This window comes from Azospirillum sp. TSH58 (genome assembly GCF_003119115.1).
Lineage (GTDB): Bacteria > Pseudomonadota > Alphaproteobacteria > Azospirillales > Azospirillaceae > Azospirillum.
Window position 1 is genome coordinate 2,720,904 of the sequence record NZ_CP022364.1, and the last position, 16,700, is coordinate 2,737,603.

17 protein-coding genes, 1 tRNA gene and 1 pseudogene are annotated in these 16,700 nt (G+C 69.9%); 13 read left to right on the plus strand and 6 right to left on the minus strand.

Annotated elements, in window-relative coordinates; translation table 11 throughout:
- Positions 1–5: 5 nt before the first annotated feature.
- The 12 genes and pseudogenes from TSH58p_RS16390 (at position 6) to pal (ending at position 9,418) form a co-directional block, all read left to right on the plus strand.
- Positions 6–827 (plus strand): TIGR00282 family metallophosphoesterase, encoded by an 822-nt coding sequence (locus TSH58p_RS16390; RefSeq protein ID WP_109069619.1) that lies wholly within the window; start codon positions 6–8, stop codon positions 825–827.
- Between the two features lie 201 nt (positions 828–1,028).
- A complete protein-coding gene (locus TSH58p_RS16395) occupies positions 1,029–1,781 on the plus strand; it encodes a YebC/PmpR family DNA-binding transcriptional regulator (protein WP_109069620.1) in 753 nt (250 codons plus the stop codon).
- 29 nt (positions 1,782–1,810) lie between these two features.
- Positions 1,811–2,332, plus strand: a pseudogene (gene ruvC / locus TSH58p_RS34040) (crossover junction endodeoxyribonuclease RuvC); the annotation flags it as partial.
- Positions 2,333–2,407: 75 nt separating this feature from the next.
- Entirely contained in the window at positions 2,408–2,866 is a 459-nt protein-coding gene (locus tag TSH58p_RS34045) for an endonuclease domain-containing protein (protein ID WP_247873994.1), read from the plus strand.
- Positions 2,863–3,492: a Holliday junction branch migration protein RuvA gene (gene ruvA / locus TSH58p_RS16405; RefSeq protein WP_109069622.1), complete on the plus strand. Its 630-nt coding sequence runs from the start codon at positions 2,863–2,865 to the stop codon at positions 3,490–3,492. The genes TSH58p_RS34045 and ruvA overlap by 4 nt, the downstream gene beginning before the upstream one ends.
- The gene (gene ruvB / locus TSH58p_RS16410; RefSeq protein ID WP_109069623.1) at positions 3,489–4,580 is read left to right on the plus strand and encodes a Holliday junction branch migration DNA helicase RuvB; all 1,092 of its coding nucleotides are present in this window, start codon (positions 3,489–3,491) and stop codon (positions 4,578–4,580) included. Before ruvA ends, ruvB begins: the two co-directional genes overlap by 4 nt.
- Complete coding sequence (gene ybgC, locus TSH58p_RS16415) at positions 4,573–5,052, plus strand: tol-pal system-associated acyl-CoA thioesterase (protein ID WP_109069624.1); 480 nt, start codon at positions 4,573–4,575, stop codon at positions 5,050–5,052. Before ruvB ends, ybgC begins: the two co-directional genes overlap by 8 nt.
- A gap of 5 nt (positions 5,053–5,057) precedes the next feature.
- A complete protein-coding gene (tolQ, locus tag TSH58p_RS16420; protein WP_109069625.1) occupies positions 5,058–5,780 on the plus strand; it encodes a protein TolQ in 723 nt (240 codons plus the stop codon).
- 1 nt (position 5,781) lies between these two features.
- Positions 5,782–6,264: a protein TolR gene (tolR, locus tag TSH58p_RS16425; RefSeq protein ID WP_109069626.1), complete on the plus strand. Its 483-nt coding sequence runs from the start codon at positions 5,782–5,784 to the stop codon at positions 6,262–6,264.
- 28 nt (positions 6,265–6,292) lie between these two features.
- Positions 6,293–7,438 (plus strand): TonB C-terminal domain-containing protein, encoded by a 1,146-nt coding sequence (locus TSH58p_RS16430; protein WP_109069627.1) that lies wholly within the window; start codon positions 6,293–6,295, stop codon positions 7,436–7,438.
- Between the two features lie 2 nt (positions 7,439–7,440).
- Positions 7,441–8,793, plus strand: a complete 1,353-nt coding sequence (gene tolB / locus TSH58p_RS16435) for a Tol-Pal system beta propeller repeat protein TolB (RefSeq protein WP_109069628.1) — start codon at positions 7,441–7,443, stop codon at positions 8,791–8,793.
- Between the two features lie 148 nt (positions 8,794–8,941).
- On the plus strand, positions 8,942–9,418 hold the full coding sequence (pal, locus tag TSH58p_RS16440; protein ID WP_109069629.1) for a peptidoglycan-associated lipoprotein Pal: 477 nt from the start codon (positions 8,942–8,944) through the stop codon (positions 9,416–9,418).
- Positions 9,419–9,723: 305 nt separating this feature from the next.
- Here the strand turns inward: pal and TSH58p_RS16450 are convergent.
- From TSH58p_RS16450 to TSH58p_RS16475, 6 genes are all read right to left on the minus strand, one after another.
- Positions 9,724–9,798, minus strand: a tRNA-Thr gene (locus tag TSH58p_RS16450).
- 162 nt (positions 9,799–9,960) lie between these two features.
- The gene (locus TSH58p_RS16455; protein WP_109069631.1) at positions 9,961–11,943 is read right to left on the minus strand and encodes a nucleoside-diphosphate sugar epimerase/dehydratase; all 1,983 of its coding nucleotides are present in this window, start codon (positions 11,941–11,943) and stop codon (positions 9,961–9,963) included.
- 71 nt (positions 11,944–12,014) lie between these two features.
- Positions 12,015–12,968 (minus strand): NAD-dependent epimerase/dehydratase family protein, encoded by a 954-nt coding sequence (locus tag TSH58p_RS16460; protein WP_109069632.1) that lies wholly within the window; start codon positions 12,966–12,968, stop codon positions 12,015–12,017.
- Complete coding sequence (locus TSH58p_RS16465) at positions 12,968–13,984, minus strand: glycosyltransferase family 4 protein (protein WP_109069633.1); 1,017 nt, start codon at positions 13,982–13,984, stop codon at positions 12,968–12,970. Before TSH58p_RS16465 ends, TSH58p_RS16460 begins: the two co-directional genes overlap by 1 nt.
- Entirely contained in the window at positions 13,981–15,171 is a 1,191-nt protein-coding gene (locus TSH58p_RS16470) for a glycosyltransferase family 4 protein (RefSeq protein WP_247873983.1), read from the minus strand. Before TSH58p_RS16470 ends, TSH58p_RS16465 begins: the two co-directional genes overlap by 4 nt.
- 10 nt (positions 15,172–15,181) lie before the next feature.
- A complete protein-coding gene (locus TSH58p_RS16475) occupies positions 15,182–16,165 on the minus strand; it encodes an SDR family NAD(P)-dependent oxidoreductase (protein ID WP_109069634.1) in 984 nt (327 codons plus the stop codon).
- A 191-nt stretch (positions 16,166–16,356) separates the two neighbouring features.
- Here TSH58p_RS16475 and TSH58p_RS16480 point away from each other — a divergent pair, with 191 nt between their 5' ends.
- The gene (locus TSH58p_RS16480) at positions 16,357–16,695 is read left to right on the plus strand and encodes a hypothetical protein (RefSeq protein ID WP_014240524.1); all 339 of its coding nucleotides are present in this window, start codon (positions 16,357–16,359) and stop codon (positions 16,693–16,695) included.
- Positions 16,696–16,700: the final 5 nt, after the last annotated feature.

Consider the following 16,700-nt stretch of genomic DNA (forward strand, 5'->3'; position numbering starts at 1 on the left):
GGACGATGCGGCTTTTGTTTCTCGGTGATGTGGTGGGGCGGACGGGACGCGACGCGGTGATCGCGCACATGCCGATGCTGCGCGACCGGTTGGACCCCGACCTGACCGTGGTCAACGGCGAGAACGCCGCCGGCGGCTTCGGCATCACCGTGAAGATCGCCGAGGAGTTCTTCGCCGCCGGCGTGGACGTGGTGACGCTGGGCAACCATTCCTGGGACCAGAAGGAGCTGGTCGCGGCGATCGACCAGCAGCCGCGCATCATCCGCCCGCTGAACTACCCGGAAGGCACGCCGGGGCGCGGCTTCGTGCTGCTGCAGGCGCGGGGCGGGCGCAAGGTGCTGGTGATGAACGTGATGCTGCGCCTGTTCATGGACCCGATGGACGACCCCTTCGCCGCGGTGGACCGGGTGCTGCGCGCCCACCGTCTGGGCCCCAACGGCGCTGACGCCATCCTGGTCGACGTCCATGGCGAGGCGACCAGCGAGAAGATGATCATGGGCCATTTCTGCGACGGCCGCGCCTCGCTGGTGGTCGGCACGCACAGCCACGTCCCGACGGCGGACCATGTGGTGATGAAGGGCGGCACCGCCTATCTGACCGATGCCGGCATGTGCGGCGACTATGACAGCGCCATCGGCATGAAGAAGGAGGTCGCCATGGCCAAGCTGATCCGCAAGCTGCCCACCGAGCGGCTGAGCCCGGCGGAAGGCGAGGCCACCGTCTGCGGCTGCTACGTCGAGACGGACGACCGCACCGGCCTCGCCACGAGCATCCAGCCGGTTCGGCTGGGCGGGCGGCTGAGCCAGTCCGTGCCGGTCCGGGGCTGAGGGGCGCTGCCGCTCCCGGCCCCGCGGGGCGCAAAAGGGGCGCCCCAATACTGCCATATTGACTTTCTATATGGGTAGGTGTCGTCTCCGGCGCCGAAGGCGTGCGGTGGCGCACAAAGGCTGGTACATGTGTCCCACCGCTTACCAAGCTGTTTCACAAGACCTTTGTCTCTTTGAATCCATCTGGGGCTCGTTCGACGCATGGCCGGTCATAGCCAATTCAAGAACATCATGCACCGCAAGGGCGCGCAGGACGCCAAGCGGTCGAAGATCTTCAACAAGCTCGCCCGCGAGATCACCGTGGCGGCCAAGGGCGGCCTCCCGGACCCGGCGGCCAACCCGCGCCTGCGCGCCGCGATCACCGCGGCCCGCGTGCAGAACATGCCGCGCGACCGCATCGACCGCGCGATCAAGCAGGGAACGCCCGGCGGTGGCGACGACGCGAACTACGACGAGGTGCGCTACGAGGGCTACGGCCCCGGCGGCGTCGCGCTGATCGTCGAGGCGCTGACCGACAACCGCAACCGCACGGCGTCGGAAGTGCGCTCCGCCTTCACCAAGTACGGCGGCTCGCTGGGCGAGACGAACTCGGTCAGCTTCATGTTCAGCCGCGTCGGCGCGATCTACTACCCGGCCAGTGCCGCGGCGGCGGACGCCGTGTTCGAGGTGGCGCTGGAAGCCGGTGCTGAGGACGTGGCGTCCGACGAGAACGGTCACGAGGTCACCACCACGGTGGAGAATTTCGCGATCGTGCGCGACGCGCTGGAGGCCAAGTTCGGCGGTGCGGAGAGCGCGCGCCTGACCTGGAAGCCGCTGAACACCGTCGCCCCGTCCGAGGACGCCGCCGCCAGCCTGCTGAAGCTGCTGGACGTGCTGGAGGACAACGACGACGTCCAGACGGTCGAAGGCAACTTCGACATCTCCGACGAGCTGATGCAGAAGCTGACGGCCTGATTTCAGGTCGCGGAGCGGAGGAAACCGGGGTGCTTGGGCAGGCCGGAAGGAGCGGGGCGGCGCAACAGCCGCCCGTACGCCTGTTGGGGCTGGACCCCGGCCTCCGCCACACCGGCTGGGGCGTCATCGACGTGTCCGGCAACCGGCTGACCCATGTGGCGGACGGCGCCGTCCATTCCGACGACGGCCGTCCGCTGGCCGAGCGGCTGTGCCAGCTCCACGAGGCGCTGACGGCGGTGCTGGAGCGCTACCGCCCCGACGAGGCGGCGGTCGAGGAGACCTTCGTCAACAACAACGCGGTCTCCACGCTGAAGCTGGGGCAGGCGCGGGCGGTGGCCCTGCTGGTCCCGGCGCTGGCCGGTCTGTCGGTGGCGGAATACGCCAACAACATGGTGAAGAAGGCCGTGGTGGGGCAGGGCCGGGCCGACAAGACGCAGGTGCAGGCCATGGTGCGTCTGCTGCTTCCCGGCTGCGCCATCACCACGCCGGACGCCGCGGACGCGCTGGCCGTGGCGATCTGCCACGCGCATCACCGGCAGTCCCTTCTGTCCTGGACGCCGGCCTCGCCCCTCTCCCCCCCGGGGAGAGGGCAGGGTGAGGGCGCGCAACTCCTGGCGCGCGGCAAAATGGGCAGCGTTTCCCCCTCACCCCAACCCTCTCCCCGGGGGGGAGAGGGGGAGTGGGGAAGCCTGGCGCACAAGAAGCCGTCCGAAGTCCAGACCGTTCGGGCGCGTCAGTTGCGGCGTGATTCCACCGACGTCGAAAAGCTGCTGTGGCAGCGGCTGCGGAACGCCCAGATGGGGGCGAAATTTCGCCGTCAGGAACCGATATTGGGTTTTACGGTGGATTTCGTGGCCCACGACCATCGTCTGGTCATCGAACTGGACAGTGGACAGCATGCGGATCGCGTCGAACAGGACCAGCGCCGGACCCGCATGTTGGAACAGGCCGGCTTCCGCGTGCTGCGCTTCTGGAACAATGAATTGAACGACAACCTGGATGGCGTCCTTGAAACGATCAAGGCCCGTCTTGATGAAACCACCATTCTGCGGCGTCAGCCGTCCGGCAAGGAGTCATTTCCATGATCGCCAAGCTCACCGGTGTCGTGGATTCGGTCGGGACCGACTGGGTGGTGGTGGACGTCAACGGGGTCGGCTATCAGGTCGCCTGCTCCAACCGCACGCTGTCGCGCATGGCGGTGGGGGAGCGGCGGGCGCTGGTCGTGGAGACCTTCATCCGCGACGACCGGATCACCCTCTACGGCTTCGCCGACGCCGGCGAGCGCGACTGGTTCCGGCTGTTGACCACCATCCAGGGCGTCGGCTCGCGCCTCGCCCTGTCGATCCTCGGCGTGCTCGATCCCGACCAGCTCACCCGCGCCATCGCCGCGCAGGACAAGACGGCGCTGACCCGCGCCGACGGTGTGGGGCCGAAGGTGGCCGCGCGCATCGTCAACGAGTTGAAGGACAAGGTGGGCAACCTCACCCTCGGCGCCTCGGCCGCCGCCGCTCCGGCGGCGGGCGGCAAGGCGGCGCCGGCGGCGGGCGGCCCCGACAACATGGTCATGGCGGACGCCGTCTCGGCCCTCGTCAACCTCGGCTATGGCCGGTCGGAGGCGTTCGGCGCCGTCGTGGCCGCCGGGCGCAAGCTGGGCGACGGGGCCGGCGTGTCGGAGCTGATCCGCCATGGCCTTAAGGAACTCAGCCAATGACCGCCGACCAGAACGGCTCCGATCCCGACCGGCTGGTGCAGCCGGGGCGGGGCGCCGGCGACTCCGGCGAAGCCTCGATCCGTCCGCTCTCGCTCGCCGAGTTCATCGGCCAGCGGCAAGCGCGCGAGAACCTGTCGATCTTCATCCAGGCCGCGCGTGCGCGCGGAGAGGCGCTGGACCATGTGCTGCTGTTCGGGCCGCCGGGCCTGGGCAAGACCACGCTGGCCCAGATCGTCTCGCGCGAGCTGGGGGTGGGCTTCCGCGCGACCTCCGGCCCGGTCATCGCGCGGGCCGGCGACCTCGCCGCGCTGCTGACCAACCTGCAGCCGCACGACGTCCTCTTCATCGACGAGATTCATCGCCTTAATCCCGCCGTGGAGGAGGTGCTCTATCCCGCCATGGAGGATTTCCAGCTCGACCTCATCATCGGCGAAGGCCCGTCGGCGCGGTCCATCCGGATCGACCTGCCGCCCTTCACGCTGGTCGGCGCCACGACGCGCTCGGGCCTGATCACGCGCCCCCTGCGCGAGCGGTTCGGCATTCCCGTGCGGCTGCAATTCTACGAGCCGGACGAGCTGGAGTTGATCGTCCGCCGCGCCGCGGCCGTGTTCAACATGCTGATCACGCCGGAAGGGGCGCGGGAGATCGCCAACCGGTCGCGCGGGACGCCGCGCGTGTCGGGGCGGCTGCTGCGCCGGGTGCGCGACTTCGCCTCGGTGGCCGGTGTGCCGGAGGTCGACGCCCGCATCGCCGACGCCGCCCTGACCCGGCTGGAGGTCGACCGGCTCGGCCTCGACAGCATGGACCGGCGCTATCTGGGCATCATCGCCAACAACTACGGCGGCGGCCCGGTGGGCGTGGACACGCTGGGCGCCGCACTCGGCGAGCAGCGCGACGTGCTGGAGGAGGTGGTGGAACCCTACCTGATCCAGCAGGGCTTCCTGCAGCGGACCCCGCGCGGGCGCATGCTGACCGACCAGGGCTTCCGCTATCTGGGCCTCAACCCGCCCTCGGCGCCGACCCGCCAGTTCGACCTGCTGGACCGGCTGTCGGAGGCCAACCCGGACCCGGAGGACGACGATGCCTGACGGTCTTGGGACGGCGAATCTCTCGGGCTGGTTTGACGAGAACGCGCAGCACAGGCTGGTGCTGCGGGTCTACTACGAGGACACGGACGCCGGGGGGCTGGTGTATCACGCCAACTACCTGCGTTTCTTCGAACGGGCGCGCACCGAGATGCTGCGGCTGACCGGATTCACCAACGCCGGGCTGGCCGAAAGCGACGGTGTGTCATTTGCGGTACGACGGGCGGAGATCGATTTTGTCGCTCCCGCAAAGCTCGAGGATACGCTTGAAGTGGTGACGCGAATCACCGATACCGGCGGTGCCTCCTTCGCAGTTGCACAACTTGTCCGTCGCGACGGCCGTGACCTCGCGCGGGCGGTGATTCAGCTGGCGATGATCAACCTGGCCGGCGACCGGGCCGGACGTCCCGCGCGCCTTCCGGCGCCGGTCCGCGAGGCGCTCATCGATTTGTACAAAAGGCAGAAGCGAGACTGACTGCGATGGATCTGAATTCCGCCCAGGTGGTCGGGGCCGCGGCGAAGGCTCACGACATCACAATGTGGGGCCTGTTCTGGCAGGCCGACCTGATCGTCAAGGTCGTGATGCTGATGCTGCTGGTTGCCTCGGTGTGGTGCTGGGCCATCATCATCGAGAAGCTGATGCGCATCCGCCGCCTGAACGCTCAGGCGGACGCCTTCGAGGAGAGCTTCTGGTCCGGCGGCTCGCTGGACGCGCTGTACGACCGCATCGGCCAGAACCCGGCCGACCCGATGTCGGCGACCTTCGCCGCCGGCATGCGCGAGTGGCGCCACGCCGCCGACCGCGGCATCGGCTCCATGAAGGGCTCGCTGCAGCAGCGGGTCGAGCGCGTCATGTCGGTGACCATCGGGCGGGAGATGCTGCGCGCCGAGCGCTACATGACCTTCCTGGCGTCGGTCGGTTCGACGGCCCCCTTCATCGGCCTGTTCGGCACGGTGTGGGGCATCATGAACTCCTTCACCTCCATCGCCGCGTCTGGCAACACCAGCCTCGCCGTCGTCGCCCCCGGCATCGCCGAGGCGCTGTTCGCCACGGCGCTGGGTCTCGTGGCCGCCATTCCCGCCGTGATCTCGTACAACAAGTTCACCACCGACCTCGGCCGCTACGCCGACCGGCTGGAGACCTTCTCGGGCGAGTTCTCGGCGATCCTGTCGCGCCACCTCGAGGAGCGGGGAGCCGCCTGACATGGGAGCCCAGCTCGCAGGAAAGGGCGGCCACGGACGGGGCCGCCGCCGCGGATACCGCGCGATGGCCGACATCAACATGACGCCCTTCATCGACGTCATGCTGGTGCTGCTGATCGTCTTCATGGTCGCCGCACCGCTGCTGACCGTCGGCGTGCCGGTCGATCTGCCGAAGACCAACGCCGCCCCGCTGGAGGCGCAGAAGGACCCGCTGTTCGTGACCGTCCAGGCCGACGGCCGGGTCTATGTGCAGGAGACGGCGGTGGAGACGGCCAACATGGTGCCGCTGCTGATCGCCGTGACCAACAACAACCCAGACGCCCGCATCCTGGTGCGCGGCGACGCGAAGATCGCCTACGGCAAGATGCTGGAGGTGATGGGCACCATGAGCGCCGCCGGCTTCAAGAAGGTCGGGCTGGTCGCCGAGATGCCCAGCGGGCCGGGCGCCACCGGGCCGCGCGTCGGCGGCTCGGCGCAGCGCTGAGACGCCACGGCGAGTTGAAGGCTGACCCATGCGCAAACCCCTGATCGCCTCGGCAACGCTGCACGTCGCGCTGGTCGCGCTGTTCGTGCTCGGCATGCCGCCCAGCGATCGCAAGCTGGACATCCCCGAGTCCATCCCGATCGAGATCGTGGACATGGGCGAGGTGACCCAGGCCGCGCGCGTCGACAAGGGCGAGCCCAAGCCGTCGGCGCCGAAGCCGCCGGTGCCCGAGGCCAAGCCGAGCCCGCCGGCCCCCGCGCCGCCGGAGCCGGCCAGCGAGCCTCCGCCCCCGCCGCCGCCCCGGCCCGAGCCGAAGGTTCCGGAACCGCCCAAGGTTGCCCAGGTGACGCCGCCCCCGGCGCGCGAACCGCCGCCGCCGCCCAAGCCGGCGCCGCCCCCGCCGCCGCCCGATCCGGAGCCGGCGCCGGTGGTCAAGCCGCCCGAGCCCAAGCCGGAACCGAAGCCGCAGCCTCCGAAGCCGGAACCGCCCAAACCGGAACCGCCGAAGCCTGAGCCTCCCAAGCCCGAGCCCCCGAAGCCGGAGCCGAAGAAGCCCGAGCCGCCGAAGCCGGAACCGGCCAAACCGGAACCGCCGAAGCCCGAGCCCAAGAAGCCCGAGCCGGCCAAGCCGGAGCCGCCGAAGGCCGAGCCGAAGAAGCCGGAGAAGCCGCCGGAGAAGACCGACGCGCTGGCCGATCTTCTGAAGAATGTTCAGAAGAACGCCCCGGCCAAGCCGGCGGCCTCGGAGAGCAAGGCCGACGCCAAGCCGACCCAGCAGGCCGCCGCCTCGTCGGCGCCGTCGGGAGCCGCGAAGGCGGTGAACGGACCGGACAAGCCGTTCAAGCCGTCGGGCCGCGCCATCGACGGCATCCGCGGCGCGGTGAGCAAGAACTGGAACTTCGACCCGGGCCGCAAGGACGCCGGGAACATGCAGGTGGAGATCATCGTTGAGCTGGGCCGCGACGGTTCGGTCCTCAACGCGACGATCAACGAGAGGTACCGCTCCCGCTACATGTCGGACGCGGCCTTCCGGGCATCGGCCGACGCCGCGCTGCGCGCGGTGAAGCGGGCCAGCCCCCTGCCCATCAGCGAGTTCTCCGGCGACTTCACGCCCGCCCGGTATGAAGAGTGGCGTTACTTCGTGTTCAATTTCGACCCGAGGGACATGTTCTGACGATGACGAAGAAGACGAGGCTCCTGCTGAAGGCCGCCGGTTGCGCCGGCGCCCTGCTGCTCGCCCTCGGCGTCGCGGCGCCCGCCCCGGCCCGCGCCGAGGTGCGAATCGACATCACCAAGGGCGTGGTCGAGCCGCTGCCGATCGCCATCACCAGCTTCGCCGGTTCCGGTGGGCGCGAGGCGCAGGTCGGCTCGGACATCTCCAAGGTGGTCGCCGCCGATCTGGAGCGGTCGGGCCTGTTCCGCCCGCTCGACCCCAAGGGCTTCCTGCAGACTCCGGACCAGCTCCGCTCCGGCGAGCCGCGCTATCAGGACTGGCGCGCCGTCGGCGCCCAGGCGCTGGTCGCCGGCAACACCACCGCGATGGGCGACGGCCGCATGAAGGTCGACTTTCGCCTGTGGGACGTCGCCGCCGGCCAGTACATGCAGGGGCTGAGCTACACCGCGACCGCCGACAGCTGGCGCCGCATCGCCCACATCGTCGCCGACGCCATCTACAAGCGGCTGACCGGCGAAGAGGGCTATTTCGACACGCGCATCGTCTATGTGGCCGAATCCGGCCCGGCCAACGCGCGCAAGAAGCAGCTCGCCATCATGGACCAGGACGGTGAGAACCATCAGTTCCTGACCGACGGCAAGAACCTCGTCCTGACGCCGCGCTTCTCGCCGGCGACCCAGGAAATCACGTACATGTCGTACTTCAACAAGAAGCCGCGCGTGTACCTGTTCAACATCGACAGCGGCCGCCAGGAAGTCCTCGGTGACTTCGTCGGCATGACCTTCGCCCCGCGCTTCTCGCCGGACGGCAACAAGGTCATCATGAGCATGGCGCAGAACGGCAACACCGACATCTACGCCCTGGACCTGCGCACCCGCCGGCAGACCCAGCTCACCGATTCGCCGGGCATCGACACCGGCCCCAGCTACTCGCCGGACGGCCAGCGCATCGTCTTCGAGTCGGACCGCGGCGGCAGCCAGCAGCTCTACATCATGAACGCGGACGGCTCGGGGCCGAAGCGCCTGACCTTCGGCGAGGGCCGCTACGGCACGCCGGTGTGGTCGCCGCGCGGCGACCTGATCGCCTTCACTCGCCAGCGCGGCAGCAACTTCGCGCTCGGCGTGATCCGTCCGGACGGCACCGGCGAGCGCATCCTGACCGAGTCGTTCCACGTGGAAGGCCCGACCTGGGCGCCGAACGGCCGCGTGCTGAGCTTCTTCCGCGACGTTCCGGCCGGCGACGGCCGCGGGCGAAGCGCAAAGCTCTACACGATCGATGTGACCGGCGCAAACGAACGCCGTGTGATCACTCCGCTCGACGGCTCCGATCCCGCATGGTCGCCCTTGATTCCCTAGTGGAGTAGCCCTATTTTGCGCGCGCAAGAACGACGCTCAAGACGAAGGCCGGAAGTCGGTACTTCCGTCGGGGTCTGGCGGAAGTCGGCGGCGTTCTTCCTCCACAATCCGGTCAAAACATCTCGTGTCGCTTAGGGGGTCATTTAACATGCGTATCAAGTATCTGAGCCTGATCGCGGCTGTCGCTCTGGTTGCCGCTTGCGAAACCGCTCCGAAGGATGCCGGCAACGCCAACGCCACTGGCGCCGCCACGTCCAGCCAGATCCGCCCGGGCTCGCAGGAAGACCTGGTCGTCAACGTCGGCGACCGCGTGTTCTTCGGTCTCGACCGCTACGACCTGGCTCCGGAGGCTCGCGCCACCCTGGACCGTCAGGCTTCCTGGCTGAAGCAGTACCCGAACGTCACCGTGACCATCGAAGGCCACGCCGACGAGCGCGGCACCCGCGAGTACAACCTCGCCCTGGGTGAGCGTCGTGCCAACTCGGTGAAGAACTACCTCGTCGCCGGCGGCATCAACGCCTCGCGCGTCAAGGTCATCTCCTACGGCAAGGAGAAGCCGGCGGTCCTCGGCTCGAACGAGGCCTCCTGGGCGCAGAACCGCCGTGGCGTGACCGTCGTCGACTAACGACGGCGCCCGTCCGGGTTCCAAGGGAAACGCCGCTCCGGAGCGATCCGGAGCGGCGTTTTTCTTTTGGGGTATGGGGGAGGGGGCCTGAGCTTGGCGAGACCTTGCCCCCACCCCGACCCTCCCCCGCTGCGCGGGAGAGGGGGCCTTATGCGAAGCGGCATTTGTTCCCTCCCCTGCAAAGCGGGGGAGGGGTAGGGAGGGGGCAAGCCCGATCCGCACCCGAACGCAGAACGCAAAAAGCCACGCAAGCCGGGCAACGGCTGCGCTTCAGCATTCTCGAAGAAATTACGAAGAGGGGAGGATGGTGCTGCCAGAGAGGATTGAACTCTCGACCTCTCCCTTACCAAGGGAGTGCTCTACCACTGAGCTACGGCAGCGCCGGGACGGTTGTGCTGGCCGGGAAGAACTTGCGGCCAACCGTCGAAGTGGCGCGGGTTATGCCACAGGCTTTGCGCCGATGCAAGCGGTGAAGTGCCTTTTCAGCAAAGAAAAATGGGCGGGGAAATCCCCGCCCATGGACATGTCCGCGTCCCCGTCAATCAGTCGGAGCCGCCCTGGTTCAGCGCCCCGGCCTCGCCGGCCGCCGCGGGGTTGCCGAAGGCGCTGGGCGGCGGCAGGACCGCCTCGGCGCGGAAGTCGGGGACGATGTTCGACAGGATCGTCATCACCCGTGCGGCGTCACCGGCCCGCGCGGCCGTTTCCAGCTCGCCCAGCGCGCGGTTGATGAGGGCGTAGTCGATGACCCGCGGGGAGGCGAGGAACACGCCGTCGGCCTCCGTGCGCGTCGGCGCCTCCGTCGAGGTCAGGATCTCCTCGAACAGCTTCTCGCCGGGGCGCAGGCCGGTGAACTCGATCTTGATGTCGTGGCCGGGCCGGTAGCCGGCCAGCCGTATCATCTGCCGGGCGAGGTCGACGATCTTCACCGGCTCGCCCATGTCGAGAACCAGCACCTTGCCGCGCTCCTCCAGGCGGGCCACGCCGTGGGCCGACGCCTGGAGCACCAGTTCCACCGCCTCGCGCACCGTCATGAAGTAGCGGCGCATGTCGGGGTGGGTGACGGTCAGCGGGCCGCCCTTGGCGAGCTGGCGGGTGAACAGCGGCACCACCGACCCGCTGGAGCCCAGCACGTTGCCGAAACGGACCGTCATGTAGCGGGTCGCCGTCTCGCCGCCGTCGCGCGGCGGCAGCATGTCGAGCGCCTGGCAGTAGCACTCGGCGAAGCGCTTGGTGGCGCCCATCACGCTGGTCGGGCGGATCGCCTTGTCGGTGGACACCAGGACCATCGCCTGGCAGCCGTTGGCCCGCGCCGCGTCGGCGACGTTGCGGGTGCCGATGACGTTGGTGAGCGCGCCTTCCGCCGGGTTGGCCTCCACCAGCGGCACATGCTTCAGCGCCGCGGCGTGGAACACCATATGCGGGCGCTGCGCCTGGAACAGGCGGAAGATGCGGTCGCGGTCGCGCACGTCGGCGATCACCGCCTGGAGCGCCAGGGCCGGGAAGCGCTCCCGCACCTCCATCTCGATGCTGTAGAGGTTGAACTCCCCGGCATCGACAAGGGTCAGCGTCTCCGGCTGGAGGGCGGCGATCTGGCGGACCAGCTCGCTGCCGATGGTGCCGCCCGCTCCGGTCACGACGACGCGCCGGCCGGTGACGAGGCTGGCGATGGCGCCGCGGTCGAGAACCGCCTGGGGGCGGCCCAGAAGATCCTCCAGCGCGATCGGGCGCACCTCGATCTTGCCTTCGCCCAGCGCCGACTTGAACTCGGTCAGGCTGGGCAGCCGGGCCATGGACAGGCCGAGCGATTCCGCCTGTTCCAGCAGGTCGCGCAGGACGGTGCCGGGCACGTCGGCCTGGCCCTTGGCGACGATCAGGCGCTGCGGGCGGTCGCCGCGCTGCGCCAGATCCTCCACCACGCGGGGCAGGTCGTCCGGGCCGCCCAGAACGGGCACGCCGCGGATGGCGTGGCCGATGCGCCGGTTCTTGTCGTCGAGCAGGCCGACCACGCGGTAGGCGGCGCCGGCGTTCTGGTCCAGCGAGCGGATGAACAGCTCCGCCGCGTCGCTGACCCCCAGCAGAAGCACCGGGATGCGCGGCACCCCCGGTTCCCGCTCGTGCAGGCCCAGCCGACGGTCCTTCAGCAGGCGGTAGGCGAAGCGCGGCCCGCCCAGCAGGACGAGCTGCACGAACCACAGGATCACCGGCAGGGAGCGCGGCAGGGCCTCCAGCCGGGTCAGCAGGAACATGACCGCCAGGAAGCACAGCACGACCGTCGTGACCGCGCGCAGAAGCTGCGCCAGGTCGGGAACGGAGGCGTAGCGCCAGATGCCGCGGTACAGCCCGGAGAAGCGGAACACCACCGCCGCGATCAGCACCAGGATGGGCAGTCCCGTCAGCAACGGGTCTCTGTATTCCTGAAACGCCTGCTCGCCCACGCGCAGATACAGAGCCACGACCAGGGCGGCGGCGGTCATCGTCAGATCGTGCAGGTAGACGAGGGACGCCCGCGGAGACGGGATACGCATGCGCTTTACCTTAGACTATCGCTTCGCCGGGGGCGCTCCCCTTCGGGAAATCCCAGGCCCATCTTGGCCGTTCAGCCGCGCACAGCTTTGAACCATTCGGCGGTCAGGCGCAAGCCGTACGCGGGGTAGCAGGGCGGGCGCCAGTTCAGCGCGCGGCGGATGGCCCCGTCGTCGATCACCAGCGAGCCGGCGACGCGGTCCAGCATGGCCTCCCGCCGGGCCAGCCGCGCGGCAAGGGCCAGCAGGGACGGCGGGACGGGGAGAAGGCGCGCGGGCTTGCCCAGCGCCTCCGCGATGGCCCGCACCAGCTCCGCCGTGGACATCGGGCGCCCGTCATGGACCAGGAACCGTCCGCCGGCCGCCTGCGGGTGGGTCAGGCACTCCTGGACGGCGTCGGCGAGATTGCCCACGAAGATCAGACTCCGCCGGTTTTCCAGGGCGCCCAGCGGCAAGGGGATGCCGCGGTCCACCGCCTGCATCAGCCGCAGGAAGTTGCCGCCCACGCCGGGGCCGTAGACCAGCGGCGGACGGATCACCACGACCTCCAGCCCGGTGCGGGTCGATATCTCGGCCAGCGCCCGTTCCGCCTCCAGCTTGGAGATGCCGTAGGGGGAATGCGGATCGGGCTCCGTCTCCTCGCTCAGCTCGTCCGGGCGGCTCTCGTCGGCCAGCGCCTTGACGCTGCTGAGATAGACCATCCGCTTGACGCCCGCCGCCGCGGCGGCCTCGGCCAGCACGCGGGTGCCGGCGGTGTTGACGCGGCGGAAGGCGGCCAGCGGGTCGGATTCGCGGTCGCGCATGACGTGGACGCGGGCGGCCAGATGGACCACCGCGTCCATGCCCTGGAGCGCGTTGCCCCAGGCGGTGGCCGGGCCGATGTCGCCGATGGTGACGGTGTCCGCGGCGTGCGGCACCGGAACGTCCGGGCGGCGCACCACGGCGCGCACGCTGTGCCCGCGTTGCGCCAGCAGGGGGATGACCGTACGGGCGACGAAGCCGGTGGCCCCGGTGACCAGGACGCGCATCACGCCGCCGCCCGCACAGGCCGCGCCAGCAGGGCCAGCAGCAGCACGACCGCTGCGACCCCGGCCGGCAGAACCGCCCAGCCGAGCGCCAGCGACGCCACGGCCAGCAGCAGCAGCGTGGCGTTCAGCGCCAGAACCAACCGCACCACCTGGGCGTGGGTGCGTCCGCGCTGGGTGGCCTTCTGATAGAAGTGCTCGCGGTGGGCCTGCCACACCTTCTTCCCCTCGGCCAGCCGGCGCAGCAGGGTGAAGGTGGCGTCGGCCAGGAAATAGGCGGGGATCAGCAGCGCCGCGACCCAAAGCCCCGATGCCGCCAGGGCCAGCAGCAGCCAGCCGAGCGTGAAGCCCAGCGGCACGCTGCCGACATCGCCCATGAAGAGCTTGGCGGGGTGCCAGTTCCACATCAGGAAGCCCATCGCCGCCCCCGCCGCCGCCAGCCCATAGAGCGTCAGCGCCGGATCGAGCGCGCCGAGCGTAGCCACCAGCGCCAGCCCGGCGCCGATCGACGCCGCCTCGCTGCCGGCCAGCCCGTCGATGCCGTCCATGAAGTTGAACAGGTTCACGAACCACAGCCAGCCGACCGCGGCCACCAGCCGGTCGGCCCAGAAGGGCAGCAGTCCCTGGAAGACCAGTCCATCGCCGGGCAGGGCGCCCCCGGGAAGCGCGGTGAGCCCCGCGACCACCGCGGCGATCTGGGCGAGGAATCGCGGCGCCGGACCCAGCCCGCGCCGGTCGTCCATCCAGGACACCGCCATCAGCGCCACCGTTCCGGCCAGGATCGGCAGCGCCCGCAGCGGATGGTCCGCCGTCATGGCGATGAGCGTCCAGACGGGCAGCAGCGTCAGCATGACGCCCCAGCCGCCGCCGCGCGGCGTCGGGATGGAATGGCTGGAGCGGTCGTTCGGATGGTCGAGGATCGCCTTGCGCCGCAGATAGGCGAGCACGCGCCCGGTGAGCAGCCAGGACAGCGCGAAGCTGCCGGCCAGGGCGAGGAACAGGGCCAGGGGGCCGCTCATGATGCCTCCGCGACCGGGGCGGCGGCGGGCCGGGCGGATGCCAGCAGCCGATGGTACAGCTCGACCGTCTTCGCGCCCACCCGGTCGGACGCCATGTCGGATTCGACCAGACGCCGGCTGGCCGTGCCGAAGCGCCGGCGCAGGGCGGCGTCGCGCACCAGGGTTTTCAGCGCGTCCGCCAGGGCCGCCGCGTCGTCGGGCGGGACCAGCAGGGCGTTCTCGCCGGCGTGCGCCACCTCGCGGCAGCCCGGCACGTCGGTGGCGACGATGGCCCGTCCGCAGGCCGCGGCCTCCAGCAGGCTCTTCGGCAGCCCCTCGCGGCGGGAGGCCAGAACGGCGATGTGGCAGCGTGCCCAGACCTGCCGCACGTCGGCGCAATGGCCGGGCAGCTCGACGCCGGGCAGGGCGGCCCAGCGGTCCAACTCGGCCTGCGTCACGGAGGTCGGGTTTTCCGGATCGGGTGTGCCGGCCAGCAGGAGCCGGACGTCCAGCCCCCGGCCCCGCAGCATCTGCTGAGCCTCGACCAGCGGGCCGACGCCCTTGTCGGCCAGCAGCCGGGCGACGCAGCCCACCGTCACCGGCGGCTCCGGCGGCTCGGGAAGCACCTGATAATGGGCGGTGTCCACGCCGGAGCCGCGGATGATCCAGGCGCGCTCGTCGGGCAGCAGCCCGGCGGCCACCAGCGTCTTCCGGTCGTCCTCGTTCTGCAGGATGGTCAGGCTGTTCGGGCGCTTCAGCACGGTGCGCAGGAGCGGGCGGGCCGCGGCCCCGGCGACGCGGGACTTCAGCCCGCCGGTGCCGAGGAAGGCGGAGCCCAGCCCGGTCAGCGCGTTCACCACCGCCGGCACCCCGGCCAGCCCGGCGGCCAGCCCGCCCAGCAGCACCGGTTTCATGGCGACGTGGTGGACCAGATCCGGCGCCTCCCGCCGGTACAGCGCGGCGATCTCCGCCACCGCCGACAGGGCGCCCGCCGGGTTGATGCTGCGCCGCTGCCAGGACAGCGGCAGCACGCGGAAGCCCTCCGCCTCGATGCGGGGACCGTGCTTGTCGACGCGGGTGGCGACGGCGACCTCGAACCCGGCCTCACGGGCGGCGCGGGCCATGGGCAGGCGGTGGGACCAGAAATACCAGTCCTCCGTCACCAGATAGATCAGCTTGCGGCCGGCGTTTGTGGGGCTGGTGCTCACGGGGCGGGCCTCAGGCAATGCCGTGATAGTCCTTGTACCACGCGATGAAGCGGGGCAGGCCGACGTCGATCGGCGTCTTCGGCTCGTAGCCCAGGTCGCGGCGGCTCGCCTCGATGTCGGCGGTGGTTTCCGGCACGTCGCCCTTCTGCAACGGCTCCATCACCTTCACCGCCTCGCGGCCCAGCGACTCCTCGATGATGCCGATGAAGCGCATCAGATCCTCGGTCCGGTTGTTGCCGAGGTTGTAGACGGTGTGCGGCGCGCCGTTGACGTCGGGCGTCGCCGGGCGGTCCAGCGCCGCCAGCACGCCCGCCGCGATGTCCTCGACGAAGGTGAAGTCGCGCTTCATCCGCCCCTCGTTGAAGACGCGGATCGGGCGGCCCGCCATGATCGCGTCGGCGAACAGGTAGGCGGCCATGTCCGGACGCCCCCAGGGGCCGTAGACGGTGAAGAAGCGCAGGCCGGTCGCCGGGAACTTGTAGAGGTGGCAGTAGGCGTAGGTCATCATCTCCGCCGCCTTCTTCGTCGCGGCGTAGATGGACATGGGGGAATCGACGCGGTCCTCCACCGAGAAGGGCATCTTCTTGTTGGCACCGTAGACGGAGGAGGTGGAGGCGTAGACGAAATGCTTCAGCTTCGGCATGCGCCGGGCGGCTTCCAGCATCGCCACCTGCCCGGTGACGTTGGCGTCCACATAGGCGTAGGGATTCTCCAGCGAGTAGCGCACGCCGGCCTGGGCGGCCAGATGCACGACGCCGGTCGCCTGCGCGAAGTCGGGGTCCAGCGCCTCGATGGCGGCGCGGTCGGACACGTCGGCCTTGACGAAGCGGAAGCCGGGGCGGGCGACGAGGCGGGCCAGCCGGGCTTCCTTCAGCGCCACGGAATAGTAGTCGTTGAGGTTGTCGATCCCCAACACCGTCTCGCCGCGATCCAGCAGGGCCGCCGCGACGTGCGAGCCGATGAAACCGGCCGCGCCGGTGACCACGATCGTCATATCCACCATCCTTGACCGGCCTGCGCCAGCCAGACGCTTGCCTCAAACGTAACGCGCGCGCGTCAACAGCCCGTCTTATGCCCGACCCGGGGACCGGACGCCAGTCCGCAAACATCCTCCACCGCTTGACAGCCGCCGGGCGCACCCGATCTACTGCCGCAACCTTAATCACGTTGCCGAGCCGGACAGCCATGCCGCCGAAGAAGAATCCCGCGAACCTCAACCCGTTGCAGCTCAAGACGCTGACCCTCCTTCAGGAACTCGCCCGTCTGGAGCAGAAGCCGGTCGAGGGCGAGGAGGGGGCCTTCCAGGTCACCAACCTGCCGCACGCCCATGGCAACCATTTCCATCTGGGCAGCGCCGTCGTCGCCTCCCGCGACGCCACCGGCCTGACCAACGAGGCCGTCTGGACCATCCTCGAGCGCAAGGGCATGCTGCGCCGTGACGCCGGCTACGGCGTCGTGACCGCCGAGGGCATGGCCTACGAGACGGGCCTGCGCGACAGCATCCTGCACCGGTCCGACCACTAAGGGCG

Coding starts and splice junctions, on each gene's coding strand:
- pal (WP_109069629.1), top strand. CDS start 8,942: ATGCGTATCAAGTATCTGAGCCTGATCGCGGCTGTCGCTCTGGTTGCC.
- ybgC (WP_109069624.1), top strand. CDS start 4,573: ATGCCTGACGGTCTTGGGACGGCGAATCTCTCGGGCTGGTTTGACGAG.
- tolQ (WP_109069625.1), top strand. CDS start 5,058: ATGGATCTGAATTCCGCCCAGGTGGTCGGGGCCGCGGCGAAGGCTCAC.
- tolR (WP_109069626.1), top strand. CDS start 5,782: ATGGGAGCCCAGCTCGCAGGAAAGGGCGGCCACGGACGGGGCCGCCGC.
- TSH58p_RS16395 (WP_109069620.1), top strand. CDS start 1,029: ATGGCCGGTCATAGCCAATTCAAGAACATCATGCACCGCAAGGGCGCG.
- TSH58p_RS16480 (WP_014240524.1), top strand. CDS start 16,357: ATGCCGCCGAAGAAGAATCCCGCGAACCTCAACCCGTTGCAGCTCAAG.
- TSH58p_RS16465 (WP_109069633.1), bottom strand. CDS start 13,984: ATGAGCGGCCCCCTGGCCCTGTTCCTCGCCCTGGCCGGCAGCTTCGCG.
- TSH58p_RS16455 (WP_109069631.1), bottom strand. CDS start 11,943: ATGCGTATCCCGTCTCCGCGGGCGTCCCTCGTCTACCTGCACGATCTG.
- TSH58p_RS16475 (WP_109069634.1), bottom strand. CDS start 16,165: ATGACGATCGTGGTCACCGGCGCGGCCGGTTTCATCGGCTCGCACGTC.
- TSH58p_RS16390 (WP_109069619.1), top strand. CDS start 6: ATGCGGCTTTTGTTTCTCGGTGATGTGGTGGGGCGGACGGGACGCGAC.
- tolB (WP_109069628.1), top strand. CDS start 7,441: ATGACGAAGAAGACGAGGCTCCTGCTGAAGGCCGCCGGTTGCGCCGGC.
- TSH58p_RS34045 (WP_247873994.1), top strand. CDS start 2,408: ATGGGCAGCGTTTCCCCCTCACCCCAACCCTCTCCCCGGGGGGGAGAG.
- TSH58p_RS16430 (WP_109069627.1), top strand. CDS start 6,293: ATGCGCAAACCCCTGATCGCCTCGGCAACGCTGCACGTCGCGCTGGTC.
- TSH58p_RS16460 (WP_109069632.1), bottom strand. CDS start 12,968: ATGCGCGTCCTGGTCACCGGGGCCACCGGCTTCGTCGCCCGTACGGTC.
- ruvB (WP_109069623.1), top strand. CDS start 3,489: ATGACCGCCGACCAGAACGGCTCCGATCCCGACCGGCTGGTGCAGCCG.
- ruvA (WP_109069622.1), top strand. CDS start 2,863: ATGATCGCCAAGCTCACCGGTGTCGTGGATTCGGTCGGGACCGACTGG.